Source organism: Streptomyces sp. NPDC051243 (assembly GCF_044455405.1).
Taxonomy (GTDB): Bacteria; Actinomycetota; Actinomycetes; order Streptomycetales; family Streptomycetaceae; genus Streptomyces.
The window spans coordinates 110,920-127,871 of record NZ_JBITES010000017.1 but is presented as its reverse complement, the minus strand read 5'-3'; the positions used below and the strand labels follow the sequence as shown (position 1 = coordinate 127,871).

Annotated in this window: 12 protein-coding genes and 4 pseudogenes; 7 read left to right on the top strand and 9 right to left on the bottom strand. The window is 69.7% G+C overall.

Annotated features, from left to right (window positions below):
• Nucleotides 1–44: 44 nt before the first annotated feature.
• On the bottom strand, nt 45–1,076 hold the full coding sequence (locus ACIBAG_RS36060) for a glycoside hydrolase family 5 protein (RefSeq protein WP_399111122.1): 1,032 nt from the start codon (nt 1,074–1,076) through the stop codon (nt 45–47).
• Between the two features lie 252 nt (nt 1,077–1,328).
• Here ACIBAG_RS36060 and ACIBAG_RS36055 point away from each other — a divergent pair, with 252 nt between their 5' ends.
• Nucleotides 1,329–1,571, top strand: a complete 243-nt coding sequence (locus ACIBAG_RS36055; protein WP_399111120.1) for a hypothetical protein — start codon at nt 1,329–1,331, stop codon at nt 1,569–1,571.
• Between the two features lie 227 nt (nt 1,572–1,798).
• Here the strand turns inward: ACIBAG_RS36055 and ACIBAG_RS36050 are convergent, their stop codons facing one another.
• From ACIBAG_RS36050 to ACIBAG_RS36020, 7 genes and pseudogenes are all read right to left on the bottom strand, one after another.
• Complete coding sequence (locus ACIBAG_RS36050) at nt 1,799–3,469, bottom strand: sel1 repeat family protein (RefSeq protein ID WP_399111118.1); 1,671 nt, start codon at nt 3,467–3,469, stop codon at nt 1,799–1,801.
• Between the two features lie 359 nt (nt 3,470–3,828).
• Nucleotides 3,829–5,183, bottom strand: a pseudogene (locus ACIBAG_RS36045) (RICIN domain-containing protein); the annotation flags it as partial.
• A 240-nt stretch (nt 5,184–5,423) separates the two neighbouring features.
• Nucleotides 5,424–6,423: pseudogene (gene gap / locus ACIBAG_RS36040) on the bottom strand (type I glyceraldehyde-3-phosphate dehydrogenase).
• A 120-nt stretch (nt 6,424–6,543) separates the two neighbouring features.
• Nucleotides 6,544–7,500, bottom strand: coding sequence for a GlxA family transcriptional regulator (locus tag ACIBAG_RS36035; RefSeq protein WP_399111116.1), 957 nt, complete (start codon nt 7,498–7,500; stop codon nt 6,544–6,546).
• Between the two features lie 326 nt (nt 7,501–7,826).
• A complete protein-coding gene (locus tag ACIBAG_RS36030) occupies nt 7,827–8,066 on the bottom strand; it encodes a hypothetical protein (RefSeq protein WP_399111114.1) in 240 nt (79 codons plus the stop codon).
• A 245-nt stretch (nt 8,067–8,311) separates the two neighbouring features.
• Nucleotides 8,312–8,494 (bottom strand): annotated as a pseudogene (locus ACIBAG_RS36025) (transposase); the annotation flags it as partial.
• A gap of 753 nt (nt 8,495–9,247) precedes the next feature.
• Entirely contained in the window at nt 9,248–9,658 is a 411-nt protein-coding gene (locus ACIBAG_RS36020) for a subtilase-type protease inhibitor (RefSeq protein WP_399111260.1), read from the bottom strand.
• Between the two features lie 416 nt (nt 9,659–10,074).
• On the opposite strand from ACIBAG_RS36020, the gene ACIBAG_RS36015 reads away from it, so the two are divergent.
• The 4 genes from ACIBAG_RS36015 to ACIBAG_RS36000 all read left to right on the top strand — a co-directional run bounded on the left by ACIBAG_RS36015 (nt 10,075) and on the right by ACIBAG_RS36000 (nt 13,851).
• The gene (locus ACIBAG_RS36015) at nt 10,075–10,665 is read left to right on the top strand and encodes a PrpF domain-containing protein (protein WP_399111258.1); all 591 of its coding nucleotides are present in this window, start codon (nt 10,075–10,077) and stop codon (nt 10,663–10,665) included.
• Nucleotides 10,666–10,679: 14 nt separating this feature from the next.
• On the top strand, nt 10,680–10,844 hold the full coding sequence (locus tag ACIBAG_RS36010; protein WP_399111273.1) for a hypothetical protein: 165 nt from the start codon (nt 10,680–10,682) through the stop codon (nt 10,842–10,844).
• Between the two features lie 448 nt (nt 10,845–11,292).
• Nucleotides 11,293–12,909 carry a phospholipase D family protein gene (locus tag ACIBAG_RS36005; RefSeq protein WP_399111113.1) on the top strand — a complete coding sequence of 539 codons (1,617 nt, stop codon included), beginning with the start codon at nt 11,293–11,295 and terminating at the stop codon, nt 12,907–12,909.
• A 198-nt stretch (nt 12,910–13,107) separates the two neighbouring features.
• Nucleotides 13,108–13,851, top strand: a complete 744-nt coding sequence (locus ACIBAG_RS36000; protein ID WP_399111111.1) for a tyrosine-type recombinase/integrase — start codon at nt 13,108–13,110, stop codon at nt 13,849–13,851.
• Between the two features lie 195 nt (nt 13,852–14,046).
• Here the strand turns inward: ACIBAG_RS36000 and ACIBAG_RS35995 are convergent, their stop codons facing one another.
• Nucleotides 14,047–15,465 carry a Gfo/Idh/MocA family protein gene (locus ACIBAG_RS35995; RefSeq protein ID WP_399111110.1) on the bottom strand — a complete coding sequence of 473 codons (1,419 nt, stop codon included), beginning with the start codon at nt 15,463–15,465 and terminating at the stop codon, nt 14,047–14,049.
• 287 nt (nt 15,466–15,752) lie between these two features.
• On the opposite strand from ACIBAG_RS35995, the pseudogene ACIBAG_RS35990 reads away from it, so the two are divergent.
• Both ACIBAG_RS35990 and ACIBAG_RS35985 read left to right on the top strand, forming a co-directional pair.
• Nucleotides 15,753–15,938, top strand: a pseudogene (locus tag ACIBAG_RS35990) (hypothetical protein); the annotation flags it as partial.
• Between the two features lie 561 nt (nt 15,939–16,499).
• Complete coding sequence (locus tag ACIBAG_RS35985) at nt 16,500–16,937, top strand: ATP-binding protein (RefSeq protein ID WP_399111108.1); 438 nt, start codon at nt 16,500–16,502, stop codon at nt 16,935–16,937.
• Nucleotides 16,938–16,952: the final 15 nt, after the last annotated feature.

The following is a 16,952-nucleotide window of genomic DNA, read 5'->3' as shown; positions in this document are numbered from 1 at the left end:
ACTGCCGGCCGTACGGACGGGTCGGCTGGTGTGCCGACCGGCGGTTACTGCTTCCAGGCCCAGTGCAGCCGGTCGAGCCCGCTGGGGTTGTTGACGGTGAGGCTGAGACGGGTGCCCGAGCCCTGGAGAGTGGTGAGGGAGTAGGTGTCACCGGTGCGCAGGCCGGGCCAGTAGACCGAGCCCAGGCCCATTTCCCGGATGGTGTCGGTCGCGGCCTGGATGTAGGCGATCTCGTTGGAGCCGTTGACCGGCCCGTTGTAGTCCAGGCCGGACGTCATGGTGGCCCCGAACTCGTCGAGGATGGTGCGGGAGGCGCAGGTGCCGATGCGTTCCTTGAAGTCCTGCTTCCACTGGTCGACGCTGGTCCAGTCGGTGTGCCAGAAGCCGTAGTTGTGCAGGGCGATCCGGGTGCCGTCGAGCCGGCTGTCGGCGCACACGGGCTTGACGTCCTCGCTGTACTTGATGCCTCCGATGAGGATCCGGTCGCGCGGGACGAAGCGGTGGGTGGCCAGCCAGTCTGCGGCCACGTCGCGCCACTCCTGGGAGGTGTAGCCGAACGGCTCGTTCATCGGCTCGAAGTACACCTTGGAGTTGCGGGCGTAGGCGGAGGTGATCCGCGCCCACATCTGGTCCCAGGCGGCCTGGTGGTCGATCTTGCCGTCCTTGGCGTTGTCGGCCTCCCAGTAGCCCAGGATGACCTTGAACCCCCGGGCTGTGGCGGCGTCGATCGCGCCCCGGTACGCCTTCCAGAAGGGGCCGTTCACGGAGGTGGGGTTGACCGGGAGGCGGACCGTGTTGGCGCCGAGCTCCGAGAAGCCGCCGATGATCGCCCTGGACTTGGCGTAGGCGGTGGCGTAGCTGTCGGAGGTGGACAGGCCCGAGGGCACGACCGCGTCGTCGGCGTAGTTGTCGCGCGGGTCGGCCCAGTTGACCCCGCGGAAGTCGCTGACGGGCGGCGGCGAGGCAGGACGGGAGGCTGCCTCGGGTGCGGCGGACGCGGGGGCTGCGCCGAATGCCGTGACGCCGGCCAGCAACACCCCCAGGAAGGCTGTCCTGCGGTGGTTCTCTCGTGTCACGGCATCCCTTTCCGGCTGGCTGCGTCCGCGCAACCTCGTCTGCAGGTCGGCGACTTGGTGGGCTCCCGCAAACTAGAAGAGACCTCGAACAGAGGTCAACATATCTGCACACCAAATTTCATCAAGAACGCAGAGTGCTGAACGGCCCGAGTCGCCGAGACGAGCCGTCGAAGAGTCGGCCGCACTGTTCGGTGCTGCGCCAAACGGGGCAGAACGGAACATCCTGATGCGGCTCGCATCGTTGAGCCAGGCATGAAGATCATCACCGTCGCCGCGCTCACCGGAGCGGCTCTCCTTGCAGCCGCCACCCCCGCCTCAGCAGACGAAGGGCCCATCGACTTCGGCATCTTCCAGGGCGTCAACGAGACCAAAGGCTCCGTCACCACGGACTCGACCTCGCCCTGGAAGCAGACCGACAGCGGGACGAACGGAACCGTCCCCAAGTCGGCGCTCGAAGTGCTGGTGGACAACTTGGCGTGGCCCGGCCAGAAGTGACCAGACATCGGAGCGGATGAGGAACGGCTGGTCATCGGAGCCGAGGAGAAGGCAGGGGAGGCGACCGCCGCTTCGGGAACGGGTGGGGCCTTGGACGCCGCATGCTGGAACGACGGCCGTGGCTCGTCCGGCGCCGGCCGCTCAACGACCCCCGGCGCGTGGAGCTGCCTGTCGAACACGCCGGACGAGATGACCCGCGCCATGCCCTCGCCCTCCAGCAGGCGGTGTCACGCCGTCAGCGCCGCCTCCACCTGCGCCAGCTCCTTCTCCGGGTCGGCCATCCGGGAAAGTACGTCGAGGTCGTCCCGGCTGTAGCGGGCGCGCACGTCCTCGTCCCAGCGTGCGACCGCGGTTCGCAGCGGCTCGACGGCTTCCGCGGGGCGGCCCAGCCGGTGCAGGACGAGTCCGTAGTACCCGGCGGCCTCCGTCCCGTACGCGGAGTCGCCGCCTTGTTCCCAGGCCGTCCGGAGAAAGGGCTCCGCCTCGGCGTACGCGCCGCGCTGGGCCTTCAGCTTGCCCGCCAACATGGCGTTCAGCGCAGACCCGTCACCGGCCGCGCGCACGTACCAGCGCTCGGCCTCCTGGTAGTCCCGGTGGTACTCGGAGAGCCACCCCATCTCGTTGCACGCGTCGTGGTGCCCCGCCTCGGCGGCCGTCCGGTACCAATGGTCGCGCAGCGTGGGCCTGCGCAGCTCGCCGTACAACTCTCCGAGGTCGTACGCCGCCTGGGGGTCCCCGGCCAGCGCGGCGGGTTCGATCCAGCGGACCAGGTGGCGGGCGTCCGCGCCGCCCCAGTCGCCGAGGATCCGCCCGTACGCGTACGAGGCCTGCACGTCGCCCGCCTCGGCTCGCTCGCGCAGTTCGGGCAGTCGGCGCAGGTCCTTGCCGGGGCCGACGCCGCCGCCCGCGCGGATGGCGGCGATCCGGGCGAGTTGCTCGACGACGTCCTCGTCGTCCTCGCCGACCTCCCGGAACCAGCGTTCGGCCTCCTCGTACCGCCGCTGCCGCTTGCAGAGGAGACCGAGGTTCCACTGAGCCGGCTGATGCCCGTGCGCGGCCGCGAGGCCGTACCAGTGCTCGGCGTCACCGAGGTCGCCGCGCCGCTCGTGCAGGACCCCGAGGACGTACGCCGCGCCTTCGTAGCCCTCGTCGTGCGCCTCGAGCAGCAGGCCGCGGGCCTCGGGCCAGGACGCCTCGCCGCCGGTCTCCGTCAGGAACACGGCGTGGTCCACGCGGGCGGAGGCGCTGAGCGCGGAAGCCCGGCGGTAGTAACCTGCGGCCTCGGTGGTCAGGCCCGGGTAGTCGCGGAAGTGCTTTTCCAGGTCGAAGAGCGGGCGCAGCGCCTCGGCGGCGGCGTCCCCGTCCCCGGCGGCCTCGGCGGCGTCGAGTTCCGCAGCCACGCGGTCGAAGTCCGCGCGGATCGACTCGAAGAGCTGCGCCCAGCGAAAGACCGCGATGTCGCCCAGCTCGATGTCGCTCATCAGGAACTTCGCCGCCTCGTCGAGCCGCCCCTCGGCCGCGAGCAGCTTGCCGAGCGCGATCTTGCAGTCGAGGTGGCGTCCGCCCTCCCAGCCACGGCGGAACCATTCGGCGGCCTCCGGATCACCGTCCTCGCGGAGCAGTACGCCGAGTCCGTAGGCGCATCCGGCGTGTCGGTCGGCGACGGCGCGGTAGAGCGCTTCCGCGGCCCGCCGATCACCGCGGATCTTCCGGTACCGGGCAAGGGTGTAGTGCGAGAAGGCGTCGCCGGCCGCCACGGCCTGCTCCCAGTAGGGGATGCCTTCGTCGACGTACTTGCGCAGTACGAAGAAGTCGGTATGCCGACGGGCGGTCTTGGCGTCGCCGGCGCGGGCGGCGGCGACGAGTGCCTCTCCCTGCGCCTGTATGTCCTGCGTCATGATCGCATCGTGCCAGGAAGCGCCAAGGACCGGCCAATTAGCGGCTGTTGCCGGGCGCGCATACGCAATGGAGGGAACGAAGCCGTTCACGCCGCTCCTGATGAAAGACGCAGCGCCGCAGTAGCAGGTGGCCCCGCGCCGGCGGGTTGGCGGCGCCGACAGGCGGACCGGCGCCCCCGTCTCGCCCGCCGTCGATGTGCAAGCGGCCACGGCCACCTTCTTCGAGCGCCTGACCAGCCGCAAACCGTACACCCGTGACCGTCGCGGCGAAGTCACGATGCAACACTGGGCAGGGCGGGGCGCTCGGCGCCCTTCGCTGAGGACGCGCAGGCGGCACCCGCACCTCGCCGCCCCGCAGTTCAGGTGCGCGGCGGCGTCTCGTCGGTCACGGACCAGCGTTGGTTCGCGCCCGAGGTGGGAGTCCAGGTCGTGACCCTGGAGCCGTCCGCCGTCGCGTGCCCGGCGACGTCGAGGAGCCGGCCGGTGGCGGCGTTGACGAACGTCCAGGTGCCGTCACCAGTCGTCGACATGATCCACTGAGCCGCTCGGTCGGCCGGCCCGGAGCCCGTGTCGTCCAGTACCGCTGCGCCGTCCCGCACGGCGAGCCGCTTGCCCGTCATGGAGTGGACGAGGGCGTAACGCTCGCGGTTGCCGTTGCCGTGGGTCAGCTTCCGTACGGACCACAGCTGGGCGTCCGCGGCGGTGTCGGAGGTGCGGATGACGAGCCCGGTGGCGTCGTCGTTCGGCGCCAGTGACTTGCCGCTCTGCACGCCCTGCAGCCGGTAGACGTGCCCGGGCTGCACGAGCGCGGCGTCCCGGGCGGTCCCACCGACACCCATGACCCGGAAGGTCGTGACCGACTCGGCCGGGACGGTCAGCGTGGCGGAACGGTCGGCCACCCCCACCGGCTCGCCCTCGACGAGCGCGCCGGAGGCGCTGGTCACCACCGGCGTGACGGAGGCCCAGGGGGCGACGTGCCCGAAGCGGGAGAGGTCCAGGGTCACCGTGCGTGCCGCCGTGCTGTCGTTGACGTGCACCACCGTGGCGCCCGTACCGGACTTCTTCACGGCGGCCACGCTGGACGCGTCGTCGGTCTTGACGAAGCGGTCCCCGGGGCGGATGTAGTGGGTGAAGTTCCGGATGGTGTGGACCTTGCTGTTGGCCCGGATCGGGCAGGTCTCGAGCGTGTCGGCGGCCGTGCAGTTGAACGGGACGTGGATGCTGCCCCAGTTCTTGCCGGCGGCCGCCTGGGGGAGGGAGTCCTCGATGGGCTGCCAGAACACCCAGGCGGACGGCTCGAGTTCACGGATGTCGCCGACCATGCGGGTGGCGATCCCCAGACCGGGCTCCATGCCGGTGAAGTCGGTCCCGTGCCCCAGGTGCCCTCGACCTCGCTCATCCACAGCTTCTTGCCCGCGCCCTTGGCGCCGTCACGGGCGCTGGTGCGCATGGACGTGCCGTACGTGTGAACGTTCAGCTGGTCGACGGCGGCCCGCGCCGTCGCGTCGTACGCGTTCCAGTTGTCCGTGAAGATCTTGGGATTGGTCTCGTCCATAGCGGACACCGTGGCCCGCGTCCTCGCGTCGCCGAGGGCGCGCCGCAGGGCGAGGACCACCTTCTGCTGGAACTCGGGGCCGGCGTGGGCACCCTCCTGGCGCCCGCCGGTGGGTTGCCCGTCGGCGCCCAACTGGGTGGCCCAGTACGTTACGGTCGGGTAACGGGGCGATCGGTAGATGACGAGGGGCGTCGCGGACTGTCAGGGGTGGCTGAAACCATCGCGGCGTGACGCTCGAAGAACCCTCGACCGCCAGTGACGCTCCCGCACCCTCCCGGAGGCCAGGCGGACTCACTTCTCTGACTGAGCGCTCTGGTCGCCCGACTGGTCGACCAGAGCGCCAAAGAAGGTGCTGTCGTCACGGTCGCCGGACGAGGCCTACCACCCTCCGGCGTCCGGTCAGTGGGAGGCGAGGAACTCGAGCGTGTCGATCACGCGGTTCGAGAAACCCCACTCGTTGTCGTACCACGCGACCACCTTGACGTGGCGGCCGTCGACGCGGGTGAGGGCCGAGTCGAAGATCGACGAGGCGGGATTGCCCACGATGTCGGACGACACCAGCGGGTCCTCCGAGTACTCGAGGATGCCGGCGAGCGGCCCCTCCGCTGCGGTGCGGTACGCCGCCAGCACGTCGTCGCGCGTCACGTCACGGGCGACGGTCGTGTTGAGCTCGACGATCGAGCCCACCGGCACCGGTACGCGGATCGAGTCACCCGACAACTTGCCGTCGAGGTTCGGCAGCACCAGGCCGATCGCCTTGGCGGCACCGGTCGTGGTCGGCACGATGTTGACGCCGGCGGCCCGGGCGCGGCGGGCGTCGCGGTGCGGACCGTCCTGCAGGTTCTGCTCCTGCGTGTAGGCGTGCACCGTCGTCATGAACCCGTGCTCGATACCGGCGAGTTCGTCGAGGACCGCGGCCAGCGGCGCGAGCGCGTTGGTGGTGCAGGAGGCGTTCGAGACGATCGTGTGCACGGCCGGGTCGTAGGCGTCGGTGTTGACCCCGAACGCGAGCGTGACGTCGGCACCGTCCGACGGCGCGCTGACGAGCACCTTCTTCGCCCCCGCGTCCAGGTGGGCACGAGCGGCCTTCGCCGAGGTGAAGCGGCCGGTGGCTTCCAGGACTATGTCGACGCCGAGATCGGCCCACGGCAACTGCGCCGGTTCACGCTCGGCCAGCACCGTGATCCGACGGCCGTCGACGACGAGGGCGTCCCCGTCGACGGTCACCGGGCGCCCGAGCCGGCCGGCCGCGCTGTTCGTAGGCGAGCAGCCGGGCGAGGGTGGCGGGCTCCGTCAGATCGTTGACGGCGACGATCTCGAGGGCGCTGTCGCGCTCCAGCAGCGCGCGCAGCACATTGCGTCCGATACGGCCGAATCCGTTGATGGCGATGCGAGTCATGAGTGATGTCCCTTCCCTTCCACACCAGGCTCGCCCGCGGCCGGCGCCGCGGACAGTGGCGCGATCGCCACGGTTCAAAAGGATCTCGCCATGCGGCGCCGGGCGGACTACCCGCTCCGGTCACTCGCCCCGGGTGAAGGTGCGCCGGTACTCGCTCGGGGAGGTGCCGAGGATGCGCTGGAAGTGCAGGCGCAGGTTCGCACCGGTACCGAGCCCGACGTCGGCGGCGATCTGCTCGACGCTGCGCTGCGAGCGCTCGAGCAGTTCGCGGGCCAGGTCGATGCGAGCGCGCATCACCCACTGCATCGGCGTGTACCCGGTCTCCGCGACGAAGCGCCGGGAGAACGTGCGCGGCGAAACCCCCGCCTGCCGCGCCAGTATGTCGAGGGTGAGGGGCTCGCCCAGCCGGTGCAGAGCCCACTCCCGCGTGGCGGCGAACCGCTCACCGAGCGGCTCGGGGACACTGCGCGGCACGTACTGGGCCTGACCGCCACTACGGTAGGGGGCCGCGACCAGGCGCCGCGCCGCGTGGTTGGACGCGGCCACTCCGAGGTCGCCCCGCAGGATGTGCAGGCAGAGGTCGATCCCGGAGGCGGCGCCGGCCGAGGTGAGCACGCTGCCCTCATCGACGAACAGCACGTTCTCGTCGACCTGGACGAGGGGATGCCGGGCCACGAGTGCCCGCGTGTAGTGCCAGTGCGTCGTGGCGCGCCTGCCGTCGAGCAGTCCCGTGGCGGCGAGCGCGAAGGCGCCCGTCGAGATGGCGGCGAGCCGCGCACCCCGGTCATGGGCGGCGATGAGCGCGTCGACGACGGCCTGCGGCGGGTCGTCGCGGTCCGGGAACCGGTAGCCGGGGACGAAGACGATGTCGGCCCACGCAAGAGCGTCGAGGCCATGGGCGACGTAGTAAGCGAGGCCGTCCCCGCCGGTCACAAGGCCGGGAGTCGCCCCGCACACCCGCACCTCGTACGGCATGCTCGCGCGGGTCGTGAAAACCTGCGCGGGAATCCCGACATCGAGCGGCTTCGCACCTTCGAGCACAAGGACGGCGACGCGATGCAGGCGGGAGGCTGGCACAGGGAGAGATTACGTGGGCGCGACTTCGATACGCCCACTGCAGGGGCCGGACGGACGACACACCGGCCGGGTTGTCCTCCACTTGCCTTTCACTGCCCGTCCCAGCCTTCACCTGTCTCCAGCCGATCTGAGACCGAACCCGCGTTCAGGAGGAACCACTTCCCTCCACGCTCTCCAAGGCCCCCTCTGTCCCTCATGGCCGCCCGCCACATGGCGCCGGCACGTCGGAATCCGTCCTCCGAGGAGCCGGAGGACTTCGCGGAGCTGCGGCAGCAGTCGAAGTCGAGGTGTGGGAGTTGAAAGCCGCCGACGCACTCCGACTTCGCTCACGCGGTCAGGCAGAACGGGGCGCCGGTGAGGCCCATGACCGGGTCGAGTGGCCGTCCGAGTTCGCGTACGAGTGTGCCGACGGGCTCGGCGTCGGCCCAGCTCAGCGGGCAGCCGGCAGTTCCCGCAGGGCGGTCGCCCGCGTGCGCAGGCCCATCGCTGACGCCTTCGCACCATACGCCGACAGCCAGGGTGTCGAGGGCAGCCTCTGTGGCGCCGAGGTCCTGCCGGACCAGCACGCGCGCCTCGGCGAAGTGCAGCAGCGTCAGTGCGACGTCGTCCCTGGTGCCCAGGTCGCTCGCCGACAGCCGCTCAGCCAGTGCACGCGCGTCCCCGTCGCATCGAGCAGCTCGCCGGGCCGTGCCGCCTCCCCGGCCAACAGCACGAGCACCAGGTTGTTGAGCGACCGCAGCAGCAGGGGGCCGTAAGCACCGAAGTCCGCGGCCGTGAGGCCGCGCCGGAGGGAAACCGCCTTCGTGAGGTGAAGTCGGTTGTGAAGGTACTCCCACTGGATTCCGGTGTGCAGCACGTACAGGCTCCCGCACAGCACCTACCGGTCCCGCAGCGGTTTCCGGCCCGGGTACGGAAAGCGCCGCTCACACCGCGGCAGCAGCGGCTCCAGGCGGTCCCAAAGCTCATCCGACACGATCGACGGCGAGGTCCCCACATATCACCGACCGCCCAACTGCCGTCCCGGACACGGCACTCAGCGACGATCCACCTCGTTCTGTCTGCCGCTGTCAGTGGTGTGGCGGGAATGACCGGATTCGTTGGCCCTCACCGGGTACAGGGCGGCACCGTCCAGCTCACCTCGGCGCTGGCGGTAACCATCAAGGGATGGATCACCTCCTGAGGCGTCTGCCCGACGGCTGCGGGTTCGTTGAGTTCGTAATCCCTGACGGCGACGCAGCAGCGGCTCGACCTGCTCGAGCCGTCGATGGTGGGGCAGAGGCCGAGTCCGAGCCGGTCCGCCAGAGGGGTTGGTGGGTGGCCGGCGGCGTTTCGGTAGGCGCGGCGGCCGATGGCCGCGTTGCACCTCGGGCAGGCCGCATGACGGTGCCCGGCCCTCAGGTGCTGGTCTCTTCACCGGAGCGGAACTGCGAGCGCCAGTCCCCCCGCTGGCTGGCTTGAGCCACGAGGCAGGCCCCATCAACTGCGCGGGGGCAAGGGCAAGTTCCAGGGATCGGCAGAGCGGTGCCTGCGCTCCTCCCGGTGACCGAGGGACGGCCAGAAGATCACAGCGGGGTCGCCAGTGCCGCCGCGAGGACCGGGGCGTCGGGCAGGAAGCGGGATGGCTCCAGCGCCCGAGCGGCAGCGCGCGGAGGGGCGGGACGTCCGTCCACACCGCGCGCTGCTGGGGCCATGACGGAGCACGACCATCACGGCTCGCCGATGAGAGACCCTACTGAGCTGTGATGCCTCAGAAGGCGAATACCGAAGCCCCCTGGTTCTCCTTGATGCAGGAATTGGCGAAGGTGTGCTCGTAGTTCACGCGCGTGCCCCGCCATACACCTTGTATGGTGACCACAATGGGACGGTATTCCTTCGTGCAGTGCTGGCCCGTCCCATTTCCGTGAAGTGTGGACAAGCGGTCTAGGTCCCCGTTCACGCGGTCCAGATCCGCACAGGCTTGTCGCGGATCCGGGTGAGTCCCCGAGGTGGTGTACGCACAGTTCAGCGTTACGGCGCGCTCCGGTGCTGTGGTGGCGGCTGTCTCGCCCTTGCCAGTGGTCATGACCAGGGCAGAGGGGGCATGCAGCGAGTCTGGGGCGCTGTGGGCGGGCGTGCTCAAAGGGCCGGCGAGGGCCGTGGTGAGCAGGGCTCCTGCCATGGCCCAGCGTGTCATTGGTCGCATGGTGTTTTTCCCTTCTTCTTGCGGTGTTCAATGCCTCGAAGTACCCGCTGTGTTGCTCATGCCTCAGAACGGAAGAGCTGAATTGCTTCCATCGCTGCAATTCAGACCAGATTGCCGATTCAATCAGTGGCTTGATTGGTTGAGCGGTCTTCATGGTTGGGGAGGTGAGCGGTCTTTCATCCCGTGCGCCGGGGGGAGCGTGGCCGATGTGCCCGGGGTGTGAAATGGCCTGAAGTCGGTGAGCGTGATGTGGGTACCAGGTCGTGCGGCAGCGTGCGACACATGGCCAGGAGGCCTTCCTTGGGACACAGCGTCAGCTGGCGGTTGGCAGGAGTCAGGAGCGGCAGCATCGGAGGCGCCGCGCTGGTGCTGTGGGAGACGGCTGCCGCGTGATGCCGACGCGGGAGCAAGACGCTCGGGGAACACCCAGCACTGCGGTCGGCCTCACCTTCCGCGACCACGCCGGTATCACCGCCTCACCGCTTCCCACCGGCCGGGTCGCCCAGGACCTGCGGGTCGGCGCCGCCGAGCCGGGGCGCGTGAGCATGGTGACCGCGGGAGCTCCGGCCGTCCTTGTCGACGCCGCCGGTGCCGGGCGTACCGGTGCCGAGTCGCTGGAGCGGATGAGCGCGGATGTCCCGTGGCTGCGCACCGTCCGTCATACCGCCGCACCCCTGATGGGGCTGCTCCGGCCGGGCGAGGAACCGGGCGACGCGGTGCCCAAGGTGGGCCTGGTCGGCCCGCCGGTGCCGTACACCACCACCCTCGGTGAGGCGATCGGTGCCGAGGACTACGACGTGTCGGTGCGCATGCTCAGCATGAACGCCCCGCACCCCGCGATCGGCCTGACCTCTGCCGCTGCCGTCGCGGCGGCCGGGCTGCTGGAGGGGTCCGTGGTCTCCAGGATCCGGGCGGCCCGACCGACGAGTGGTTGCGCCTCGGCACGCCCGCCGGCGTCGTCGCGGTCCGCTGCACCGATGTGAGGGACGGCCGCCAGGTGCTTGCGCACATCAGCGGGAAGATCCGCAAGAATTACATCAAGATCATGCTGGAGTCGGCGGCGGCGAGACCGGGTGCTGGTGAGCTCCCGCTGTACGACCTGACGCGCGGCCGGATCGTGTTCCGGTACGGAACTGGCGGCGGTCGGCACCTTCCGCGGTAGCTGATCCTTGGGCCCATGATGGCTCGCACGGTTGCGGCGGCCACCGCCTGCAGGTCTGGCGCGAGCCGACCCCAGTTCCAGGGGCAGCAGTTGCCGGGCGATGTCGTTTGAGCAGGACGTCCAGGATGCCCTGCGGACAGAGCCGGTCACCCACTGGCCTCGGCCCCGGTGCCCGCTTCGGCAAGGGCGGCAGCAGCGGCGCGATCGGCGCCCACAGGTCAAGCGCGTGGCGCCTTTGGCCCGGGTCGGCCTCTGACCCGGCGACAACACCACAGCGAGATCGATCGGGTACGGCGAGTAGGCGGTGTAGCGGCGCGAGGCCTCGAACCGGACCTGACCGGGATCACCCTCCGCGCTGCGGTACGCCCGTGCCGTGGACGTGGGTCTGTTTGTGGTGAAGCGGTGCAGGATCTGGGTACACGTGGGGGTTGGCAGGAGGATCTGAGCTGTGGAACTCACCGACTGGCTGCTGACCTCGGGCGAATGCGGCAACAGCGCCACACGGCTGGACAGCCGCCGATCGGATGGGGCGGCTTGGTCGCACGGCAATCTGGTGCGGCCTCTCATCCACGGCGCGAGGTACTTCCCGGCACTCCTGCGGGCGATCCGGGCGCAGCGCGCCGGAGACCTGCTCCTGTTCACAGACTGGCGGGGCGATCCCGACGAGCGCCTTGATGGCCCCGGGAGCGAAATCGGCACCGTCCTGGCCGAGGCAGCGAAGCGTGGAGTGATCGTCAAAGGGCTGCTCTGGCGCTCCCACTTGGACCGCTTCCAGTTCAGTGAGGCGGAGAACCGCCACCTGGGCGAGGAGGTCGAAGCGGCGGGCGGCGAGTGCCTGCTGGACATGCGGGTACGCCCCGGCGGCTCCCACCACCAAAAGCTCGTCGTGCTCCGGCATGCCGACCGCCCGGAACTTGACATCGCGTTCGTGGGCGGTATCGACCTGTGCCACAACCGTCACGACGACGCGACGCATCAGGGGGATGTGCAGTCACTCCCCATCGCCGCCGCGTACGGGCCGCACCCGCCGTGGCATGACATCCAGCTCGCGATACGCGGGCCGGCCGTCGGCGACATCGAGGCCGGCTTCCGCGAACGCTGGGACGATCCCGCGCCGCTCACCCGCAGCCCGCTCGTCCGCCTGCGGGAACTCGTTCACGGCGAGGACGTACGTGCCGACCCGCTACCACCCCAGGCACCGGATCCAGCGCCCTGCGGCATACACACCCTCCAGATCCTGCGCACCTACCCCAACCGGCTGCTGCATGGCTACGACTTCGCCCCTGACGGCGAGCGCAGTATCGCCCGCGGCTACCGCAAGGCGTTGCGGCGGGCCCGGGCCCTGATCTATCTCGAGGACCAGTACCTGTGGTCTCCGCACGTGGTGGAGTGCTTCGCCGAGGCACTGACCGCCAACCCCGGTCTACGCCTGACCGCGGTCATCCCCTCCGTTCCCGAACAGGACGGCCGGCTCACACTGCCGATGAATCTGATCGGCCGGATCACGGCCCTGGACCGCCTGCGTCGAGCCGGTGGGGGGCGCGTCGCGGTGTACGGGCTGGAGAACCACGCCGGGACACCGGTGTACGTCCACGCCAAGGTGTGCGTGATCGACGATGTGTGGGCCTCGGTCGGATCGGACAACATCAATCTCCGCTCCTGGACCCACGACTCCGAACTCACCTGTGCCGTCCTGGACGAGACCAGGGATCCACGCGAGCCGCGTGACCCTGGCGGCCTCGGGGACGGGGCGCGTAGTTTCGCCAGGGATCTGCGCCTGGAACTCTCGCGCGAGCACCTGGACCTGGAAGCGCCCGGGACCCCGCACGCGCCCGACCGGCTCTGTCATCCCCTGAACGCCTTCGACGCTTTCGCGGCGAGCGCTGCCGCACTGGACGCGTGGCACGACAACGGCCGCCGCGGCCCCAGGCCACCCGGGCGTTTGCGCACCTATCGCCCGCTGAGCCTTTCGGGTACGGCCAAGACGCTGTGCACGCCTCTGCATCGCCTTCTCGTCGACCCCGATGGCCGGCCGTTCAGGCTGCGGCGCCGCAACGAGTACTGATGACCGAGTCGACTGCCTGTTCAGCCTCGAAGCGACGCTGTTCCACTGCGAGTCGACCGACCAGCCGCCGCGCCGGCACACCCCGGACCGCGCCGATATGCGGGCCCAGGAGTGGGCCCGCCCCCCCGGTCAGGATGGCGGACACCATGCACCGATCTGCAGCAGATCGCCGGGACGCTGCGCGAGTTCGCTTTGCTGGTGGCCGCAGAGGACACGGCTGTGACCGTCGCCGAGGTCAAGCGGCGGCACACCGAACGCTACCGGCAGCGGCTGCTGGAGCGGCCGGCCGCCCGCCGCGGCCCGCAGCACCGGCACACTGTCCGCGACCGGCTGAGCAAACTCCGCGGCCTGTTCCGTCGCCTGGACGAGCGGGACGCCGCCGACCGGCCGCCCCGCCAGCTGGTGTTCGACAGCGACTTCCCGATCGCGGACGAACTCCCGCCGCGCTTCCTCTACGACGCCGCGGCCACCACGCTGCTGGACGAATGGCTGCTGCACCGTCCCGACTGCCTGCGCTCGAACCTGCTGTTCACCGACCACGGCAGCCCGGTCAACGCCTCCCGTATGCAGGCCGCGGTACGCAAGGCCGCCCCACAGGGGGTCTCGGCCGGGTCACCCCACACCAACTCCGCCATACCCCTGGCCGACCAGGCGATCAACCGGGGCATCCCCCTGGAGGTCATCGCCTCACTTCTCGGACACAAATCGTTGTCCATGACCCGCGTTTACGCGCGGCTGCCGACCGGACCGTCGCCGACGAGTACTTCGCCGTTTCTGAGAATGCCGAGGCACTCTACGACGTCCCGCGCCAACTACCGGCCGACGTCGAAGAGGTGGAGATGGCCAAGCTCCAGAGGGAGATGCACCGCCGAATGCTCGGCAACGGCTACTGCGCTCGCCCCGTCGAGATGGACTGCCACATCGAGTCGATCCTCTCCATGACCCGCGAACTCCTTCCGCTCTCGGGCCTGTTGGACGTCTACGAGATCCGGCGCGTCCTGGAGGCACCGGATCGCATCGGCTCACGATCGGCAGCGACGCCGGGCCGTTCACCGACCCGGACGGGTTCGCCTGGACGACTGCAGCGCAGGCCGCTTCGCTGTGAACCGTGCACTGTCGTGCGGGCGGCGCGTCGGGTCAGGTGACGGGTGGCATGTCCGTGGGGGTGGAGTCGAGTCCGGGCCGTTTGCCGGCCCAGGCGCCGCGGGTGAAGTCCGGGATGGGCACGGGGCGGCCGTTTCTTGCCAGGGATGCGGCGCTCAGCGGCACCGCCGCGCACCAGGCGGCCGAGTCGTACACGTCGATGTCGGGTACCAGCCCGGCGCGCATCAGCTGGACGGTGCGCCACTGCAGGACGTAGTCCATGCCGCCGTGGCCACCGTTGTTCGCGGCGTCATCGCCGACCTTCCGCCACAGCCAGTGGTCGTACTCCTTGCGGTAGTCGGCGAAGTCGCGCCAGGTGTGGCCGCCGTGGTCCGGTTCGAGGTAGACGCGTGCGCCGGTCGGGGCGGGCCCGGTGTAGTCCTCGACGATCCCGCGGCTGCCGGCGAGGGAGTTGATCCGGCTGTAGGGCCGGGGCGAACTCACCTCGTGCTCGGCCCGGATGACTCTGCCCTTGTCGGTCTCGATGAGACAGGTGACCAGGTCACCGTTGATGTACGTCTCCTTCCAGGACGGGTGGTCGCGGGGGACGAAGCGCTCGCGGTAGTCGGCCAGTCCCTTCGGAGCGGTCGCGGTGGCGCGCAGGGTGGTCATCCGGTCGCCGCGGTTGATGTCCATGGCTGCCGCGATCGGGGCCAGCCCGTGCATGGGGTAGAGGGACGCGGTGCTGCGGGTGTGCCAGAGCCGCCGCCAGGAGTCGGTGTAGTACGTGTCGGAGAAGAGGAGTTCACGCAGGTCGTGGAGGTAGCCGCCATGGCCGTTGGTGATGTCTCCGAACAAGCCGGCGTGCGCCATTCTCAGCATCGCCAGCTCGTTGCGGCCGTAAGAGCAGTTCTCGGCGAGGAGCAAGTGCCTGCGGGTGCGCTCGGAGGTGTCGACCAGGTCCCACAGCTGACGCAGTTCGGTCGCGATGGGGAGTTCCACCACGGCGTGCCTGCCGCTGAGCAGTGCGGCTCTGCCGTGCTCGTAGTGGAACTCCCACGGCGTGGCGACGTACACCAGGTCGATGTCGTCGCGCTGGAGCATCCGGGCGTAGGAGTCGGCCGATCCGCCGTGCTCGGCGGGGCGGGGCTCGCCTTTGCTCACCAACCGGTCGGCGGCGCGTCGCGCCCGGTCGGCGCGGATGTCGCAGACGGCGGTTACGGTGCAGCCGGGTACGGCCGCCCAGCCCGTGATCATGCCTCCACCGCGGTTGCCCAGGCCGATGACACCGACGCGGACGCTTCTGTGCGCCTCGAACGGCACTGCGATCATCGGCTTCTGGCCGGGACGGCGGCGGGGCGCCTGCTCGGCGGAGGCGGCCGGGGCCGCGGCGGTCATCCCGGCTGCGAGAGCGCCGGTGGCGACGGCTCCGCCGAGGAGCAGTCGGCGTGAGACAGCGGGTGTTTCGGACATGACGGCAACACTCCTCATGGGGTGGCTCGCATCACTGCCGGTGCACTGCGGGGACTGTCGGGGCATGACTCTGCGGGCTACGACGACCCATGTCAATACGTGCTCGATGGCCACCAGTTCCGAGCAGGATCAAGCATTGCGGCTGTCTTCGCCGAACGGGGTGCCCTGGTGCCCCGGTCGGGGCGCTATCTGAGACCGGCAGGCATGCGCTGTCCATGGCAGTTCGCCGGGCGGGGTCAAGTTGGTGATCCTGCCTGCGCTGTCGTAGGCGTACGTCGTCTTCAGTGCGTCGCGTAGGTGGGCGCACGGTTGCTGCTCGCAAAGGCGTCGTGGTCGCCGAGCTACTGGATCCCGATGAGGCTCGCCGGCTCCAGCAGAAGGCCTGCCGTGTCCGCCAGGGCTTCATGGATCCGAAGCAGAAGGCGGCGTTCGAGGAGTTCCTTACCCGGCAGGCATCCCTCGATGAGCAGTGACGCGCCGCCTCATTGCTGCGGCTTGACGACCGCCGTGGGGAAGCCGTTCAAGGTCCGGCGGCGAATGCGCTTCGAACTTGGTCAGCGATTTCGCAGTCCAGCGGACATGGCAGCGGCCTTCGTCTGATCCTGTGTCAGCGCCGCAGGGCATCCTGTGGAGGACTGGGGTACTGCAGACTCCTGGCCCAGGGCGCCGAGCGGCTTTCTGGTGCTGCAGAGGCTGCTTCCCCCTGGTGGAGGGTCGCCACGGGCATGCACCTGCTCGCGAGTTCTTCATGGAGGACCTGAAGTTCCCCTTCGCCGTTGCCGCTGCTGTCGGCCACATGGCTATGTCGCGATCTCCATCCCCGGCGGGCCGCCATCGCGTCGACTTCCCCCGGACCTTGACCGCAGACGTGTACGAACGCATGGGCTTCGCCATCCCTCCACCACGACAATCCCGAGGGTCCACGGTTCCCACCGGTTTCGCACGCGTATCCGCGCGGTGGCTGGGAACCAGCAGCGGTGGAAGCAGTACGACAAGTCACCGTGGCCGGCGGCGGGCGGGCCGGAGAAGGTGTGATGGCGACCGAATCGCATGGGGGCGGCAAAGCGTCTTCGGAAGACAACCAGGACTGGGAGGTCAGGTTTGACGGGGGATTTGGTGATGTGACGGGAGCCCGCCTCGGCGCGGAGGAGTTTCTGACCGCGCTTGCGCGGTCCTCGCCGCCGGCGACGCCCGAGTACCGGGACGACATCCTGCTGGTCGTCAGCGAGCTTGCCGCCAATGCCATCCAGTACGCCCCGGGGCCGTTCGGAGTGACGATGCGTAAGGGGTACGACGGTGTGCACGTGACAGTCAGTGACACGAGCACTACCGCACCGGCGCCGCGCCCCTTCCACCCGGGCAAGGGCGGTGGCGGCGGTATCGGCTGGTATCTGATCCACACGTTGTGCGACCAGGTCAACGTGGTGGTGCGTGAGGACGGCAAGGACGTGCACGTGGTCCTGCCGTGGTGAGTTGCCCGCCCCACG